Source organism: Sphingomonas sp. GW821-FHT03E12, assembly GCF_059420685.1.
The window spans coordinates 671915-685267 of sequence record NZ_JBWKUF010000001.1 but is presented as its reverse complement, the minus strand read 5'-3'; the positions used below and the strand labels follow the sequence as shown (position 1 = coordinate 685267).

15 protein-coding genes and 1 other RNA gene are annotated in these 13353 nt (G+C 68.2%); 7 read left to right on the top strand and 9 right to left on the bottom strand.

Features of this window, described 5'->3' with window-relative positions; all coding sequences use genetic code 11:
• Positions 1 to 62 precede the first annotated feature (62 nt).
• A complete protein-coding gene (locus tag AC07TU_RS03285; protein ID WP_495186477.1) occupies positions 63 to 968 on the top strand; it encodes a flagellar motor protein MotB in 906 nt (301 codons plus the stop codon).
• Between the two features lie 123 nt (positions 969 to 1091).
• Here the strand turns inward: AC07TU_RS03285 and AC07TU_RS03280 are convergent, their stop codons facing one another.
• Complete coding sequence (locus tag AC07TU_RS03280) at positions 1092 to 3599, bottom strand: TonB-dependent receptor (RefSeq protein ID WP_495186476.1); 2508 nt, start codon at positions 3597 to 3599, stop codon at positions 1092 to 1094.
• 97 nt (positions 3600 to 3696) lie between these two features.
• Positions 3697 to 3990, bottom strand: a complete 294-nt coding sequence (locus AC07TU_RS03275; RefSeq protein WP_495186475.1) for a chorismate mutase — start codon at positions 3988 to 3990, stop codon at positions 3697 to 3699.
• A 195-nt stretch (positions 3991 to 4185) separates the two neighbouring features.
• Here AC07TU_RS03275 and AC07TU_RS03270 point away from each other — a divergent pair, with 195 nt between their 5' ends.
• Complete coding sequence (locus AC07TU_RS03270; protein WP_495186474.1) at positions 4186 to 5199, top strand: polyprenyl synthetase family protein; 1014 nt, start codon at positions 4186 to 4188, stop codon at positions 5197 to 5199.
• 52 nt (positions 5200 to 5251) lie between these two features.
• Here the strand turns inward: AC07TU_RS03270 and AC07TU_RS03265 are convergent, their stop codons facing one another.
• Positions 5252 to 5464 carry a hypothetical protein gene (locus AC07TU_RS03265; protein ID WP_495186473.1) on the bottom strand — a complete coding sequence of 71 codons (213 nt, stop codon included), beginning with the start codon at positions 5462 to 5464 and terminating at the stop codon, positions 5252 to 5254.
• A gap of 90 nt (positions 5465 to 5554) precedes the next feature.
• Between AC07TU_RS03265 and hrpB the strand changes: the two genes are divergently transcribed.
• The 3 genes from hrpB to AC07TU_RS03250 are packed head-to-tail and all read left to right on the top strand — an operon-like array spanning position 5555 to position 8738.
• The gene (gene hrpB, locus AC07TU_RS03260; RefSeq protein WP_495186472.1) at positions 5555 to 8098 is read left to right on the top strand and encodes an ATP-dependent helicase HrpB; all 2544 of its coding nucleotides are present in this window, start codon (positions 5555 to 5557) and stop codon (positions 8096 to 8098) included.
• A gap of 11 nt (positions 8099 to 8109) precedes the next feature.
• Entirely contained in the window at positions 8110 to 8391 is a 282-nt protein-coding gene (locus AC07TU_RS03255) for an ETC complex I subunit (RefSeq protein ID WP_495186471.1), read from the top strand.
• Positions 8388 to 8738 (top strand): nuclear transport factor 2 family protein, encoded by a 351-nt coding sequence (locus AC07TU_RS03250; RefSeq protein WP_495186470.1) that lies wholly within the window; start codon positions 8388 to 8390, stop codon positions 8736 to 8738. The genes AC07TU_RS03255 and AC07TU_RS03250 overlap by 4 nt, the downstream gene beginning before the upstream one ends.
• Here the strand turns inward: AC07TU_RS03250 and AC07TU_RS03245 are convergent.
• The 5 genes from AC07TU_RS03245 to AC07TU_RS03225 are packed head-to-tail and all read right to left on the bottom strand — an operon-like array spanning position 8735 to position 11840.
• Positions 8735 to 9268, bottom strand: coding sequence for an NUDIX hydrolase (locus AC07TU_RS03245; RefSeq protein ID WP_495186469.1), 534 nt, complete (start codon positions 9266 to 9268; stop codon positions 8735 to 8737). The genes AC07TU_RS03250 and AC07TU_RS03245 overlap by 4 nt on opposite strands.
• On the bottom strand, positions 9265 to 9939 hold the full coding sequence (locus tag AC07TU_RS03240) for a TPM domain-containing protein (RefSeq protein WP_495186468.1): 675 nt from the start codon (positions 9937 to 9939) through the stop codon (positions 9265 to 9267). Before AC07TU_RS03240 ends, AC07TU_RS03245 begins: the two co-directional genes overlap by 4 nt.
• Entirely contained in the window at positions 9939 to 10739 is an 801-nt protein-coding gene (locus tag AC07TU_RS03235) for a TPM domain-containing protein (protein ID WP_495186467.1), read from the bottom strand. The genes AC07TU_RS03240 and AC07TU_RS03235 overlap by 1 nt, the downstream gene beginning before the upstream one ends.
• Positions 10736 to 11239 (bottom strand): TPM domain-containing protein, encoded by a 504-nt coding sequence (locus AC07TU_RS03230; RefSeq protein WP_495186466.1) that lies wholly within the window; start codon positions 11237 to 11239, stop codon positions 10736 to 10738. Before AC07TU_RS03230 ends, AC07TU_RS03235 begins: the two co-directional genes overlap by 4 nt.
• A 16-nt stretch (positions 11240 to 11255) precedes the next feature.
• Positions 11256 to 11840, bottom strand: coding sequence for a LemA family protein (locus tag AC07TU_RS03225; RefSeq protein WP_495186465.1), 585 nt, complete (start codon positions 11838 to 11840; stop codon positions 11256 to 11258).
• Positions 11841 to 11996: 156 nt separating this feature from the next.
• Between AC07TU_RS03225 and mscL the strand changes: the two genes are divergently transcribed.
• The gene (gene mscL, locus AC07TU_RS03220) at positions 11997 to 12425 is read left to right on the top strand and encodes a large conductance mechanosensitive channel protein MscL (protein ID WP_495186464.1); all 429 of its coding nucleotides are present in this window, start codon (positions 11997 to 11999) and stop codon (positions 12423 to 12425) included.
• Positions 12426 to 12498: 73 nt separating this feature from the next.
• Here the strand turns inward: mscL and AC07TU_RS03215 are convergent, their stop codons facing one another.
• On the bottom strand, positions 12499 to 12930 hold the full coding sequence (locus AC07TU_RS03215; RefSeq protein WP_066577958.1) for an RrF2 family transcriptional regulator: 432 nt from the start codon (positions 12928 to 12930) through the stop codon (positions 12499 to 12501).
• Positions 12931 to 12977: 47 nt separating this feature from the next.
• On the opposite strand from AC07TU_RS03215, the gene ssrA reads away from it, so the two are divergent.
• Positions 12978 to 13337: a transfer-messenger RNA gene (ssrA, locus tag AC07TU_RS03210) on the top strand.
• Positions 13338 to 13353 lie beyond the last annotated feature (16 nt).

Genomic DNA, 13353 nt, shown 5'->3' with positions numbered 1-13353 from the left:
TGGATGGGTGGCCGGGCGGGGGAGCGGGCTGGTGCCGTCTCGTGCCGTGAGGCACGCAAGGCATGAGCGCTAGGGCACCCCATGCGGCGAAACTGCCGCCCAAGATCATCGTCAAGAAGATCATCGTCGAGGGCGGCGGCGGTCATCACGGCGGCGCATGGAAGGTCGCCTATGCGGACTTCGTGACCGCGATGATGGCGTTCTTCCTGCTGATGTGGCTGCTCGGCGCGACCAATGAGAAGCAGCGCAAGGCGCTTGCCGACTATTTCGCGCCCACCCTGATCGAGTTCAAGCAGAACAGCGCCGGCTCCAACGGCCTGCTCGGCGGCGACGCGATGCAGGGCAAGGACAACTACCCGACCATGGCCAAGCAGACCGGCACGCGATCGATGACGATCCCGGCCGGTGCGCAGGGCGGCGACTTCGTCGGCACCGGCGATCAGGGCAGCCTCAAGAACAAGGAGGCGATGGACGCGCAGGACCGGCAGGGCTTCGCCAGGATGAAGGCGGATATCGAGCGCAAGATCAAGTCGACCCCCGGGCTCACCAAGCTGGGCAAGCAGGTCCGCTTCGTGCCGACGCGTGAGGGGATGCGGATCGATCTGATGGACGATGCCGATTATTCGATGTTCGCGCTCGGCACGACCAACTTCGTCCCCGAAGCGGCCAAGCTGGTCGAGCTGGTCGCCCAGTCGATCGCCGATTCACAGAATCCGCTGATGATCCGCGGGCATACCGACAGCCTCGGCTATGGCGATCCGCGCAACATGAACAACTGGATGCTGTCGAGCGCCCGGTCGGAGGAAACCCGCCGCCGCCTCGTCGCCGCCGGCGTTCCCGAACCGCGCTTCGAGCGGATCGAGGGCGTCGCCGACCGCGAGCCGCTGATCAAGGCCAACCCCGCCGACCCGCGCAACCGCCGCGTCGCGATCACGTTGCTCTATCGCAAAAGCAAGCTGGAGCGGTAAGGCTTCTGGTTTGCGGCACCGGCCCGCTCCCCCACCCGGCCACCCATCAAGATACACTGGCGTGGGTGGCCGGGTGGGGGAGCGGGCCGGTGCCGCGCGTCGCCTAAGCGACGCCAAACCAGCTCAGAAAAACAATTTCCGTACGCTGATCTTCACCGTCCGCCCGAGCGGGTCGAGCAACGCGGGCTGATAGCTCAGCGGCGTTCCACCCGCCGCATCGGTCACCTTCAACCGGCTGTCGAAGATATTGTCGACCGACAGCGTCACACGCGTACCCATCAGCCAGCGATTATCGCGCACGAACTTGAACTGCGGGCCCAGCGTCGCGAACAGCCGCAGATTGACCGTCGCGAAATCGTCGAAGCGCAACTCGTCGGCACTGGTCGCGCCGCCGCGCACCCGCGTCGCGCTCTGCCAGTCGGCGTTGAGGCGGATGCCGATGCCGTCGCGGACCACGCCCGTGCGCAGCTCGACCTGGTGGCGCGGCGAACCGCCCCGGCTTCCGGTCGCCGAACCATTGAGCAGGTCGAGCTCGGGCAGGCCATCGCGGATCGTGATCCTGTCGGTCAGCGCGACGGTGTGGAAGATCCCGAACTGGAACCGCCCGCCGCCACCCGGGCCGCCTCCACCGCCCGGACCGCCGCGGAAACCGCCGCCGCCGGGACCGCCCTGACGTCCGCCCTCACCGAAGCGGCGCGGACCTTCGCCCGGGACGCGTTCGCCGGGGCCGCGCGCCTCGGGCGGCGGCGTCTCGCCGCGCGCGGCGGCTGCCTCGCGCGCCGCCTGCCGCGCGGCGCGCTGCGCCTGGAACTGCTCCGCGGCCTTGCGCGCCAGCGGCGAGCTGATCGCCTTGGAGAAGTTGAGGCCCCAGCGGATCTGCTCGCGCTCGCTGCGCAGGAAATTGACCGGCCGGTTGTCGATGCGGATCAGCGTGCCGCTGCCGTCGCGCACGAACCGGTCGGGGAACGCCGCCTCGATCTGCGCCGTCGCGGTCGGGAAGGACGCGATCGGATTGCGGATCGTGCTCTTGTTGTAATCGACATTGAAGGTGAGGTCGGTGTCCTTGAGCGGCCGCAGGTTGAGGCCGAGCTTCATCACGCTGCGATTGTCGGCGATCAGATTGGGGTTGCCCCCGTCGATGCGGGTGATGTCCACCGTCTCGCCACGCACGAAATCGAACACGCGCACATTGGGCGTGGTCAGCAGCGGGTTGCCGAGCTGCTGCGCCGAGGGGGCGCCCTCCTCCTCGGTGAACGAGGCGATGAAGCGGACCTGCTCGATCGGCGACCAGTTGACCCCATAGCCATAGGTGATGAGCGTGCCGAAGTCCGACAGCTGCTCGACCTCGACATTGCCGTTGAGCGAGAGGTTGCCCAGGCCCTTGAGCACCGCGCGGTTGCGGCTGGCGATCGGCAGGTCGATATTGGCCTGAACGCTCCCCGTGTCGCGGCCGATATCCGACGCCGCGAACAGCCCGCCGCGCAGCGAATCGCTCTGCAGGTCGCTGGTCCGGCCCGACGCGCGGATGCTGGTCGAGATATCGCCTGCAGGCAGCGGCAGCAGCGCACCGTTCACCAGCGCGTCGATCGATCCGACATTCGACACCGAACGCGCGCGGTCGGTCCGCCCGCTGTCGGTATCGGTCAGCGTCCGGCTTTCGATCCGGTCCCAATTGCCGGTGACCGACCAGCGCCATTTGGGGGAGAGATCGCCGTTGAGCGAGAAGCCGCCGTGCAGCGTCCCGGTGTCGCTGGCCCGCTGCAGCGGCACGGTTCCGCCGCTGGCGGGCAGGCCGAGCAGCGATTCGCTCGCATTCTGCTCGATCCGCACATTCGCAGTCGCGGCGACCTTGCCGAGATTGCGGCTGAACACGCCGTTGAGCGCGACATTCTCGGTCTTGGGCAGCAATGTGCGGTAGGCCGGATCCGTGGTTGGCAGGTTGGGATCGCGCACGACGTCGCGCTCGCTCTCCAGCAACGCGGTGTCGCGCTCATATTCGACGTCGAGGTTGAGGCGGCCGTCGCGGTTGATGCGCAGCATGCTCAGCTCCGCATCCTGCCCTCCGCGCCCGCCCGCCGTCGCGACCGTCGCGTCGAGCTCGCCGGTGATCGAGCGGAAGCGGCGGCGCAGCACGATGTTCACCACCCGCTGGTCGGCGCGATAGCCCAGCTTGAGCGCCGCTTCCTCGGGCAGGATATCCATCCGCTCGATCGCCTCGGGCGGAATGTCGCGGATCTCAGCAAAGCTCGAGATGCGGCGGCCGCTGAGCAGCAGCACCGGGCCGCCGCTGCCACGCCCGCGCCCGCTGCGCGTCTGCGGCTCGAGCTCGGTCAGCAGCTCGGCGAGCGAGGCGGCGCCATAGGCGCGGATATCGGCGGGGTTGAGCACCAGCTCGGGCTTGACGTCGCCCTGCACCGCGCCGCGCAGCTGGCCGGTGACGACCACTTCCTCGGCATCCTCCATGCCGTCGGCTGGCGCATCGCCGCCATTATCCTGATTGGCCGGAGGGGGTGTTCCCTGGGTTTGGCCCGGCGTCTGGCCCGGCGTCTGGGGCGCGGCGGTCTGCGCAGCCATCGCCACCGGCGCCGCCGTCGCCATCCACCCCGCCATCAACCACGCAACACGCCGCATTCTTCACTCCCGGAAACACCCGGCACATGGCCGGCCAGCGCCCTCTACGGACGATTTGTCGCAGAACTATGCCCGGGCGAAGATGAACGGCGGATGCTCAGCCGGCATCGCCCTGTTCCTGCATCTGCGCATGGTGGCGGATCACCTCGTCGATGATGAAGCGCAGGAATTTCTCGGAGAATTCGGGATCGAGATCGGCCTGCGCCGCAAGTTCGCGCAGCCGCGCAATCTGGCGATCCTCGCGCCCCGGATCGGCCGGGGGAAGCCCGGTCTCGGCCTTGTGACGGCCCACCGCCTGGGTAATCTGGAACCGTTCGGCGAGCAGGAAGACGAGCGCCGCGTCGATCCGGTCGATGCTCTGGCGATAGCGTTGCAGCGTCTCGTCGCTCATTTCTCGTCCTTCGGGATTCCGGCGCCAGCCCGCTCCCCCACCCGGCCACCCACGCCAGTGTATCTTGATGGGTGGCCGGGTGGGGGAGCGGGCTGGTGCCGCCACACAGATTGCGCGCTTGTTGCGCCGCTTTTACGCATGCGCAACCCCCACGCACTTGCCTTTCTGGCATGTTCCCGCCACATCGCGCCCAGCATGAGCGCGACCATTCACCGTATCGGCCGCGGGGCGGAGCCCTCGCTCGAGCCCATGATCGCGCTGGTCGCGGCGGACATGAACCTCGTCAACGCCGTGATCCTCGACCGGATGCAGTCGCAAATCCCGCTGATCCCCGAGCTTGCCGGGCATCTGATCGCGGGCGGCGGCAAGCGGATGCGGCCGATGCTCACCCTCGCCAGCGCGCGGCTGCTCGACTATTCCGGCGCGCGCCATCACAAGCTCGCGGCATCGGTCGAGTTCATCCACACCGCGACCCTGCTCCACGACGATGTCGTCGACGGATCCGACATGCGCCGCGGCAAGCGCACCGCCAACCTCATCTGGGGCAATCCGGCCAGCGTGCTGGTCGGCGATTTCCTGTTCAGCCGCAGCTTCGAGCTGATGGTCGAGGACGGCAGCGTCAAGGTGCTCAAGATCCTGTCCAACGCCTCGGCGGTGATCGCGGAGGGTGAGGTCAATCAGCTCACCGCCGCGCGCCGCATCGACCTGGCCGAGGAACGCTATCTCGACATCATCGGCGCCAAGACCGCGGCGCTGTTCGCCGCCGCCTGCCGCATCGCCGCGGTGGTCGCCGAGCGGCCCGAGGCGGAGGAAGCCGCGCTCGACGCCTATGGCCGCAACCTCGGCATCGCCTTCCAGCTGGTCGACGACGCGATCGACTATGTCTCGGACGCCGGGACGATGGGCAAGGATGCGGGCGACGATTTCCGCGAGGGCAAGATGACCCTCCCCGTCATCCTTGCCTATGCCCGCGGCAGCGAGGACGACCGCGCCTTCTGGAAGGAAGCCGTGCTCGGCCGCCGCAACAGCGACGAGGACTTCGCCCACGCGGTGGGTCTCGTCCAGTCTAGCCGCGCGGTCGACGACACGCTCGCGCGCGCCCGGCATTATGGCCAGCGCGCGATCGATGCGCTCGGCATCTTCCCGGCGAGCGCGGCGAAGGATGCGATGATCGAAGCGGTCGAGTTCGCGGTCGCCCGCGCGTACTGATCGGTTTGTCCGGCTCTGCCGGACTCGGGAGCGGGCCGGTGCCGCGAATGCCCTATTCCTCCGCCGCTTCGTCCTCATCCTCATCGGCGCCGAGCGGGTCGTCATCCTCCTCCTCCAGCGCGTCCTCGATCGCTTCGCCCAGCATATCGAGCTGCTCATAGGTCGCGGTCAGCTCGATCGTCTCGCCGTCATCATCCTCGATGCTGAGCAGATAGTCGCCGCTACCGTCGGCGGCGATGCTGAAGCTCGAAAGCGTGCGTGCCATGACCCGTCTCCTTCCCTGCGCGCAACGCGCGTCATGCAAATGGGTGCCATGGCGCTTCAAGCAATGCGGCGAATTGCGTAGAGCCGGTCCGTGACCGACCTGCCGATCCATGCCGTCCTGCCCGATCTGCTCGCCGCCTTGCGCGGCGCGAGCAACGCGGTGCTGGTCGCCCCGCCGGGTGCGGGCAAGACCACCGCGGTCGCGCCGGCGCTGCTGACCGAAAGCTGGTGCACCGGCGAGATCCTGCTGCTCTCGCCCCGCCGCCTCGCCGCGCGCGCCGCGGCCGAGCGGATGGCGGTGCTCGCCGATGAGCCGGTCGGCAAGACCTATGGCTATGCCACGCGCATGGACACCAGACGCTCGGCGCAGACGCGCGTGACGGTCATCACCGAAGGCATCTTCGTCAACCGCATCCAGGCCGATCCCGAGCTGGCGGGCGTGTCGGCGGTGCTGTTCGACGAAGTCCATGAACGCAGCCTCGACAGCGATTTCGGCCTGGCGCTGGCGCTGGATGCCCAGGCGGCCTTGCGACCCGATCTGCGGCTGGTCGCGATGTCGGCCACGCTCGACGGCGCGCGCTTCTCCGCCCTCATGGGTGACGCGCCCGTGGTGGAGAGCGAGGGCCGCAGTCACCCGCTCGAGCTGCGCCATCTCGGCCGCGCGGCGGAGGCGCGGATCGAGGAATCGGTCGCCGGGGCCATCCGTCAGGCGCTGCGCGAGACCCCCGATGAAGCAGGCGTCGGCATCCTCGCCTTCCTCCCCGGCGTCGCCGAGATCGAGCGGACCGCCGAACGGATCGGCGATGTGCCGGGAATCGCGCTGCACAAGCTCCACGGCAGCCTCGACCCCGCCGCACAGCGCGCCGCGATCGCTCCGGATCGGGAGGGTCGCCGCAAGATCGTGCTCGCGACCTCGATCGCCGAGACCTCGCTGACGCTCGACGGCATCCGCGTCGTCGTCGATTCGGGCCTCGCCCGCCGCCCGCGCTACGACCGCGCCGCGGGGATGACCCGCCTCGTCACCGAACGCGCGAGCCAGGCCGCGGTCACCCAGCGCGCCGGTCGCGCAGCGCGGCAGGGGCCGGGCTTCGCCTATCGCCTTTGGGAGGCCGCCGCCACCGCCGGTCTCCCCCGGTTCGATCCGCCGGAGATTCTCGAAGCCGATCTGTCGGCGCTCACCCTCGACTGCGCGCTCTGGGGGGTTGCCGATCCGCGCGCGCTCAACTGGCTCGACCCGCCCCCCGAAGCGGCGGTGCAGGAGGCGCGCACGCGCCTTGCCGCGCTGGAGGCGCTCGACGTCGACGGCCGCCCGACCGCGCATGGCAAGGCGATCGCCCGCCTGCCGCTTCCGCCCCGCCTCGGCCACATGCTCGCGCGGGCGGGCGAGATGGGGCTGGCGCAGACCGCCGCGCAGGTTGCGGTCCTGCTCGGCGAGCGCGGGCTCGGCGGACCCGATGCCGACCTCGAACATCGCCTGCGCCGCTGGAAGACCGAACGCGGCCAGCGCGCCGACAATGCCCGGCGGCTGGCGGAGCGCTGGGCCACACTTCTCCCTCTCCCCTCCGGGGAGAGGGGCCGCGCGGCAAACGAAACGCCTGCGGATAGCCCCCTCTCCCAACCCGCTCCCCAAAGGGGAGAGGGCTATCCGTCCTCCCCCGGCTCGCTCGAAGCGGTCGCAGCCTGTGTCGCCCTCGCCTTCCCCGACCGTATCGCCAGGCGCCGCGACGCATCGGGCGAGACCTGGGCCTCGGCGGGCGGACGCGGATTCAAGCTCGATCCCGCCTCCTCGCTCGCGCGCCACGAATGGCTGGCAGTCGCCGAGACTCAGGGCATGGCCGCGGGCGCGCGTATCCTGTCCGCCGCGCCGATCGACGCGGCCGGCGTCGAATCGCTGTTCGGCCACCGGGTCGAGACCCGCCGCAGCGTCCGCTTCGATCCCGCGACCGGCCGCGTCGAAGCGACGCGGGAACGCCGTCTCGGCGCGATTCGCCTGTCCTCCGGCCCCGACACCGCTGCCGATCCCGGGGAGATCGCCGCAGCCTTGCTTGAGGGCGTCCGTCGGCATGGCCTCGACCTGCTCCCCTGGTCGGCCAATGCCCGCGCGCTGCGGATTCGTGCGGCGTATGCGGGGCTCGACAGCCTCTCCGACGATGCCCTGCGCGCCGATCTCGACGACTGGCTCGCGCCTGCGCTCACCGGCAAGCGCCGCCTCGATGCGGTCGCGCCCGAAGCGCTGACTCAGGCCTTGCAGAACCGGATCGGCTGGGACGGGCAGAAGCAGCTCGACCGGCTTGCCCCCGCGCGGCTCGAAACCCCGGCGGGGTCGAGTCACGAGATCGACTATGCCGCCGAGGGCGGACCAATGGTGGAAATCCGCGTGCAGGCGCTGTTCGGCCTCTCCGCGCATCCCACGCTCGGCGACGGAACGCCCTTGGTCCTGTCGCTCACCTCGCCCGCAGGCCGCCCGATCCAGACGACGCGCGACCTGCCCGGCTTCTGGAAGGGGAGCTGGGCCGATGTCGCCAAGGAAATGCGCGGCCGCTACCCCCGCCACCCCTGGCCCGACGATCCCGCCGCCGCCAGCGCAACGCTGCGCACCAAAAATGCGGATGCAAGACGCTCCGGTTCGCGATAAAGGCACCTTCCATGTCCACCGCACGCATCTATCAGCGCCCGAAAAACGCCATGCAGTCGGGCCGTTTCCGCACCGACCGCTGGGTGCTCGAATATGAGCCCGGCGAGCAACAGAAGGCCGATCCGCTGACCGGCTGGGCCGGCTCGGGCGACACGCGCAATCAGCTGCGCCTCAACTTCCCGACGCTTGAGGCCGCGCAGGACTATGCCGCGCGTGAAGGCATCGCCTTCCACGTCGTCGCGGCGCCGGCGCGCAAGCTCAAGCTTCAGGCCTACGCCGACAATTTCCGGTGAGCCCGGCTGAACTCCTCGACCGCTGGATCGAGGCGTTCAACGCGGCCGATGTCGATGCGCTCGCCGCGCTCTATCATGACGACGCGGTGAACCATCAGGTTGCCAATGAACCGGTCGAGGGCCGCGCGGCGATCCACGCCATGTTCGCGGCCGAGTTCGCCGCGGCCGAGATGGTCTGCATCCCCGTCAACCGCATGGCCGACGGCGAATGGGCGGCGATGGAATGGCGCGACCCCAAGGGGTTTCGCGGCTGCGGCTTCTTCCACGTCGTCGACGGCCGCATCCGCCTGCAGCGCGGCTATTGGGATCGCCTGAGCTTCGAGCGGCTCTACGCCGGCAACGACTAGGCCAGGAAGGCCTGGCCGAGCACCAGCAGCAATTTGACGTCGATCGCCATGCCGCGTGCCCGGCAATCGGCAACGAACGCCGGCACCTCGGACAGCTTCACGCGGTGGACGGTGATGCCCTCCCCTTCGACCCCACCGCCTTCGCCGACACGGACGAGATCGTGTGCGCGGACGAGCGTGAAGCTCTCGCTGACCATGCCGGGCGAGGAGAAAAACTCGCCGAGCGAATCGACCCGGCCGGGCCGATAGCCGGTCTCTTCCTCCAGCTCGCGCGCCGCGGCGATCTCCACCACCTCGCCCTCGGTTTCATCGCCGACCAGTCCCGCGGGCAGTTCCAGGCATGCGCGGCCGAGCGGCATGCGATATTGCTCGACCAGGATCAGCTGCCCCTCATCGTCGATCGCGACGATCACCGCCGCGCGGATCCCCCGCGCCCGCGACACATATTCCCAGCGGCCCTGCTTCTTGGCGGCAATGAACTTGCCCTGCCAGACCGTCTCGACCGGCGCATCCGAATCGGGCGGCCTCATAGCTCGATCAACCGGTCGGGCAGTTCGTTCACGTCGCTCTCCGTCTTGGGAAAATGCTGGGCGAGCACCGCGCCGATCCGCGCCACCGCATCGGCCATTCCGCCCGCGGGATCGCCCGCGCGGATCTTGTCGACCAGCGCGACCATCGCTTCGCCCCAGACCGTGTCATCGACCTTCGCCACGATCGCCTCGTCCGCGACGATCTCCGCACGATGCTCGGCAAGGCTGAGGTAGAGCAGTACGCCGACGCGCGCCGCGGTGCGCTTCTCCGCGCTCGCCTTGAAGAACTGCACCGCGCGCCGCCGCACCCGCCGCCCGCGCACCGCCGGCGGGATCAGCACGCCGCGGAACGGCAGTGCCTCGAACCCGAAGCGCACTGCCAGGAACAGCACCGCCTGAATCACCACGATCAGCGCCAGCTGAAGATGCCGCTCCGCCTCGCCCCAGCCGCCGGTCAGCAGCGCCAGCTTGGCATCGAGCAGCCCTGGAAACGCCGCGAACAGCCCCAGCGCGGCGAGCATCACCGCCGCGGCATAATAGAGCGAGACGTCGTGATAATGGTCCGACCAGTCGGTGACGATCGTGACAATCTCACCGTCGGTGCCGCGCTCCGCCTGGGCGACCGCGGTGGTCACCACGCCGTGTTCGTCCTTCGTGAACCGTCGTGCCATCACCAGCCCCCCGATGCGCCGCCGCCGCCGAACGAACCGCCGCCGCCCGAAAAGCCGCCGCCGTCGCCGCCTCCCCAGGACGAACCGCCGCCGCCCCACGAGCCGCCGCCGCCATCGCCCCAGCCCGGCCCCCAGATCACCACCGGCCCATGGCCGCGGCGATATTTCTTGCCCCGCGCGGCCCCGACAATGATCGGCAGGATCACGAAGAGAAGGATCGCGACCCAGAACAGCGCGACGATCCAGTCGCCATTGCCGCTCCGCTTGGTGCGCTTGCCCTGATCGATCAGCTGCTTTGCCCGCGCTTCGGCGGCCTCGAGCGGCAGCTTGAGCTGCTCGTTGATCGCCGCCGCCCCCGCAACGATCCCGCCGCCCATGTCCTTTTCGCGGAAGCGCGGCAGGATCGTGTCGCGGATGATCATCCCCGACAACGCATCGGTCATGATCGGTTCGAGCCCGTAGCCGACCTCGATCCGCACTTTTTTCTCGGTGGGCGCAACCAGCAGGATGATGCCATTGTCGGCGTCCGTCTGCCCGATCTTCCAGGCACGGCCGAGACGATAGCCATAATCCTCGATCGGATAGCCCTGGAGGTCCGGCACGGTCGCGACCACAAGCTGCCGCCCGGTGGCCTGCTCGGTCGTTTCCGACATCGCGGCGAGCTGCGCTTCCTGCTCGGGGCTGAGCAGGTTCGCGGCATCGACCACCCGCCCGGTGAGCTTGGGAAAGGTCTGCGCCTGCGCCACGGCACCCGAAAGCACCGCGAGCATCACGGCGAGGAACAGATGCAGCGGCCTCATGGTGTTGCTCCAGGCACATCGATTTCGCGAATGATCGCGGCGCTTCCATCCATAATGCCGGCGGCCATGTCACCTTGCTTGAACCGCGGCATGATACGATCCGTGATAATCGCTTTCGCCTCTTCGTCGCGCAACACACCCTCCAGGCCATAGCCGACCTCGATCCGCACCCTGCGCTCGGTCGGAGCGACGATCAGCATCACGCCATCGTTGACGTCATTGCGGCCAATTCCCCACTCGCGTCCCAGCGCGACGCCGACATCCTCAATGCGCCGGCCGTTGAGGCTCGGCAGGGTGACTACTACAAACTGCGCGCGCGTCTTCTTCTCCGCCGCCGCCAATGCACGAATCAGCTGGCCTTCCTGATCGGGCGGCAGCAGATCGGCCTTGTCGACCACGCGCTCAGTCAGCGCGGGCAGGTCGCGAGGCGCGCTCCCCTCCGATTTGCTGCCGCATCCCACCAGAGCTACAGCAGCCAGCAGAACGGCGCGATGCATCATCGCTCGCGGTTCGCGATCAGCTCTCGTTCCCGAAATTCACCGTCGGCGCGGTGTCCGCACCCGGCGTCGTCGCCTGGAACGGGGTCATCGGCTTGGCGCCATAGAAGATCTTGGCGCCGATCGCGTCGGGGAAGGTGCGGATGGTGGTGTTATAGCTCTGCACCGCATCGTTATAGTCGCGGCGAGCGATGCCGATCCGGTTCTCCGTACCCTCAAGCTGGGTCATCAGCGTCGCGTAATTCCCCTGGCTCTTGAGCTCGGGATAGGCCTCCTGCAGCCGCTGCAGCGTCATCGTCACCGCATTCTGCGCGCGGTCGAACGCCTGAACCTTGGCCGGATCGGTCAGGTCGGCGTCACTGACCCGCACCTGCGTCGCCGCGGCGCGCGCCTGCGTCACCTCGACCAGGATCGCCTTTTCCTGTGCGCCCGCGGCGCGGACCGTGGAAACGAGGTTGGGGATCAGGTCGGCGCGGCGCTGATACTGGTTCTGCACCTCGGCCCATTTCGCCTTGGCCGCTTCCTCGGCGGTCGGAACGCTGTTGAGCCCACAGGCCGAAAGCATGGCCGCCGCAGCCATCGCGGCAACGAGACGAAGCTTCATGTCGAACTATCCCTCCAAGTGTGTCGCATCGATACGACACCGCGAAAATAGGAGACCGCCGGTCCGCGCGCAATGATAACCGGACCGGGTACGGATTGCGGGCACCGAATCCCGCCGTTACCCTGCGCCGCGCAGAGACAGTTCAGGGGTGCGTCCATGCTCAGTGAATTCAAAGCCTTCATCGCGCGCGGCAACGTGCTCGACCTTGCCGTCGCGGTCATCATCGGCGCGGCGTTCGGCAAGATCGTCACCTCGCTGACCGAGGACATCATCATGCCGGTGATCGGCAAGATCTTCGGCGGGCTCGATTTCTCGAGCTATTTCTTCGTGCTGGGCGAGGTACCGGCCAACCTTCAGGGGTCGACCGACTATGCCGCGCTCAAAAAGGCCGGCGTGCCGCTGCTCGGCTATGGCGAGTTCGTGACCCAGGCGGTCAACTTCCTGATCATCGCCTTCATCATCTTCCTGCTGGTGCGCGCGGTGAACCGCGTGGTGCCCAAGGCGCCGGAAGCCGCAGCCGAAGAAGCCGCCGATGTCGTGCTGCTGCGCGAGATCCGCGACGAGCTGAAGAAGCGCAACGGCTAGTCTTTGATGGGGCGGTGCCGGCCCGCATGGATGGGGCGGTGCCGGCCCGCATGAGCGGAACAGCGGCCGATCCTCAGGCTGCGGCGAGATTCTCGGCGGTGGCATCCGCCAGGCTGGTGCCGTCGAGGATGCGTGCGGTCTCGTCGCGCACCCGTGCCATGGCGTGGCGGATCGCGCAGGCCGCCTCGTCCTTGCAATCGAGGCAGGGGCGATAGGCGGTGCGGCTGACGCACGGCACCAGCGCCAGCGGCCCTTCGATCACGCGGATGATCTCCCCCAGCGAAATCAGATGGTTGGGCCGCGCGAGGCGATAGCCGCCCATCTTGCCGCGGGTCGAATCGAGGAAGCCGGCCTCGCGCAGATCGGCGAGGATCAGCTCAAGGAACTTGCGCGGCACATTCGCCTCGGCGGCGATGCGCGTCATCGGCGTCGGCGCGCCTTCCCGCGGCTGCTTCGCCAGAAACAACATGGCGCGCAGGGCATAACGGGAACGCTGGGTGAGCATGGCATGCTATTTGCTCCCGCTTTGCGGCGTTCACAAGGCCAAATCCCGCTCTTTTCAATCGGATTTGCAGTTCCTATATCGGTCGTGCCGGGTTCGCCCGGCTATGACGATAAACTGTGACGTAGAATAGATGCAGCGGACCCGGGGGCAGTACCCGGCGGCTCCACCATAATTGGTGCCAGAATCCTTACGGCTTTCTGGACACCGTTTCTGACGGGGCCGAACCAGGATCGACGTGTATTGAAAGGCGTTGTTTTCGTTCGGAATGGGACCACCGCGACGGCCCATACACACAAGTGCCAACGATAACGAAGCACTCGCTATTGCGGCGTAATCCCAAGACCTAACGGTCTAAGATTACTCTAAAATGCGCGGTTGGACCGCACCGGGCAACAGAAGCGGAATCCAGCGGTACGGGGGACA

Coding starts and splice junctions, on each gene's coding strand:
- AC07TU_RS03285 (WP_495186477.1), top strand. CDS start 63: ATGAGCGCTAGGGCACCCCATGCGGCGAAACTGCCGCCCAAGATCATC.
- AC07TU_RS03280 (WP_495186476.1), bottom strand. CDS start 3,599: ATGCGGCGTGTTGCGTGGTTGATGGCGGGGTGGATGGCGACGGCGGCG.
- AC07TU_RS03275 (WP_495186475.1), bottom strand. CDS start 3,990: ATGAGCGACGAGACGCTGCAACGCTATCGCCAGAGCATCGACCGGATC.
- AC07TU_RS03270 (WP_495186474.1), top strand. CDS start 4,186: ATGAGCGCGACCATTCACCGTATCGGCCGCGGGGCGGAGCCCTCGCTC.
- AC07TU_RS03265 (WP_495186473.1), bottom strand. CDS start 5,464: ATGGCACGCACGCTTTCGAGCTTCAGCATCGCCGCCGACGGTAGCGGC.
- AC07TU_RS03255 (WP_495186471.1), top strand. CDS start 8,110: ATGTCCACCGCACGCATCTATCAGCGCCCGAAAAACGCCATGCAGTCG.
- AC07TU_RS03245 (WP_495186469.1), bottom strand. CDS start 9,268: ATGAGGCCGCCCGATTCGGATGCGCCGGTCGAGACGGTCTGGCAGGGC.
- AC07TU_RS03240 (WP_495186468.1), bottom strand. CDS start 9,939: ATGGCACGACGGTTCACGAAGGACGAACACGGCGTGGTGACCACCGCG.
- AC07TU_RS03235 (WP_495186467.1), bottom strand. CDS start 10,739: ATGAGGCCGCTGCATCTGTTCCTCGCCGTGATGCTCGCGGTGCTTTCG.
- AC07TU_RS03230 (WP_495186466.1), bottom strand. CDS start 11,239: ATGATGCATCGCGCCGTTCTGCTGGCTGCTGTAGCTCTGGTGGGATGC.
- AC07TU_RS03225 (WP_495186465.1), bottom strand. CDS start 11,840: ATGAAGCTTCGTCTCGTTGCCGCGATGGCTGCGGCGGCCATGCTTTCG.
- mscL (WP_495186464.1), top strand. CDS start 11,997: ATGCTCAGTGAATTCAAAGCCTTCATCGCGCGCGGCAACGTGCTCGAC.
- AC07TU_RS03215 (WP_066577958.1), bottom strand. CDS start 12,930: ATGCTCACCCAGCGTTCCCGTTATGCCCTGCGCGCCATGTTGTTTCTG.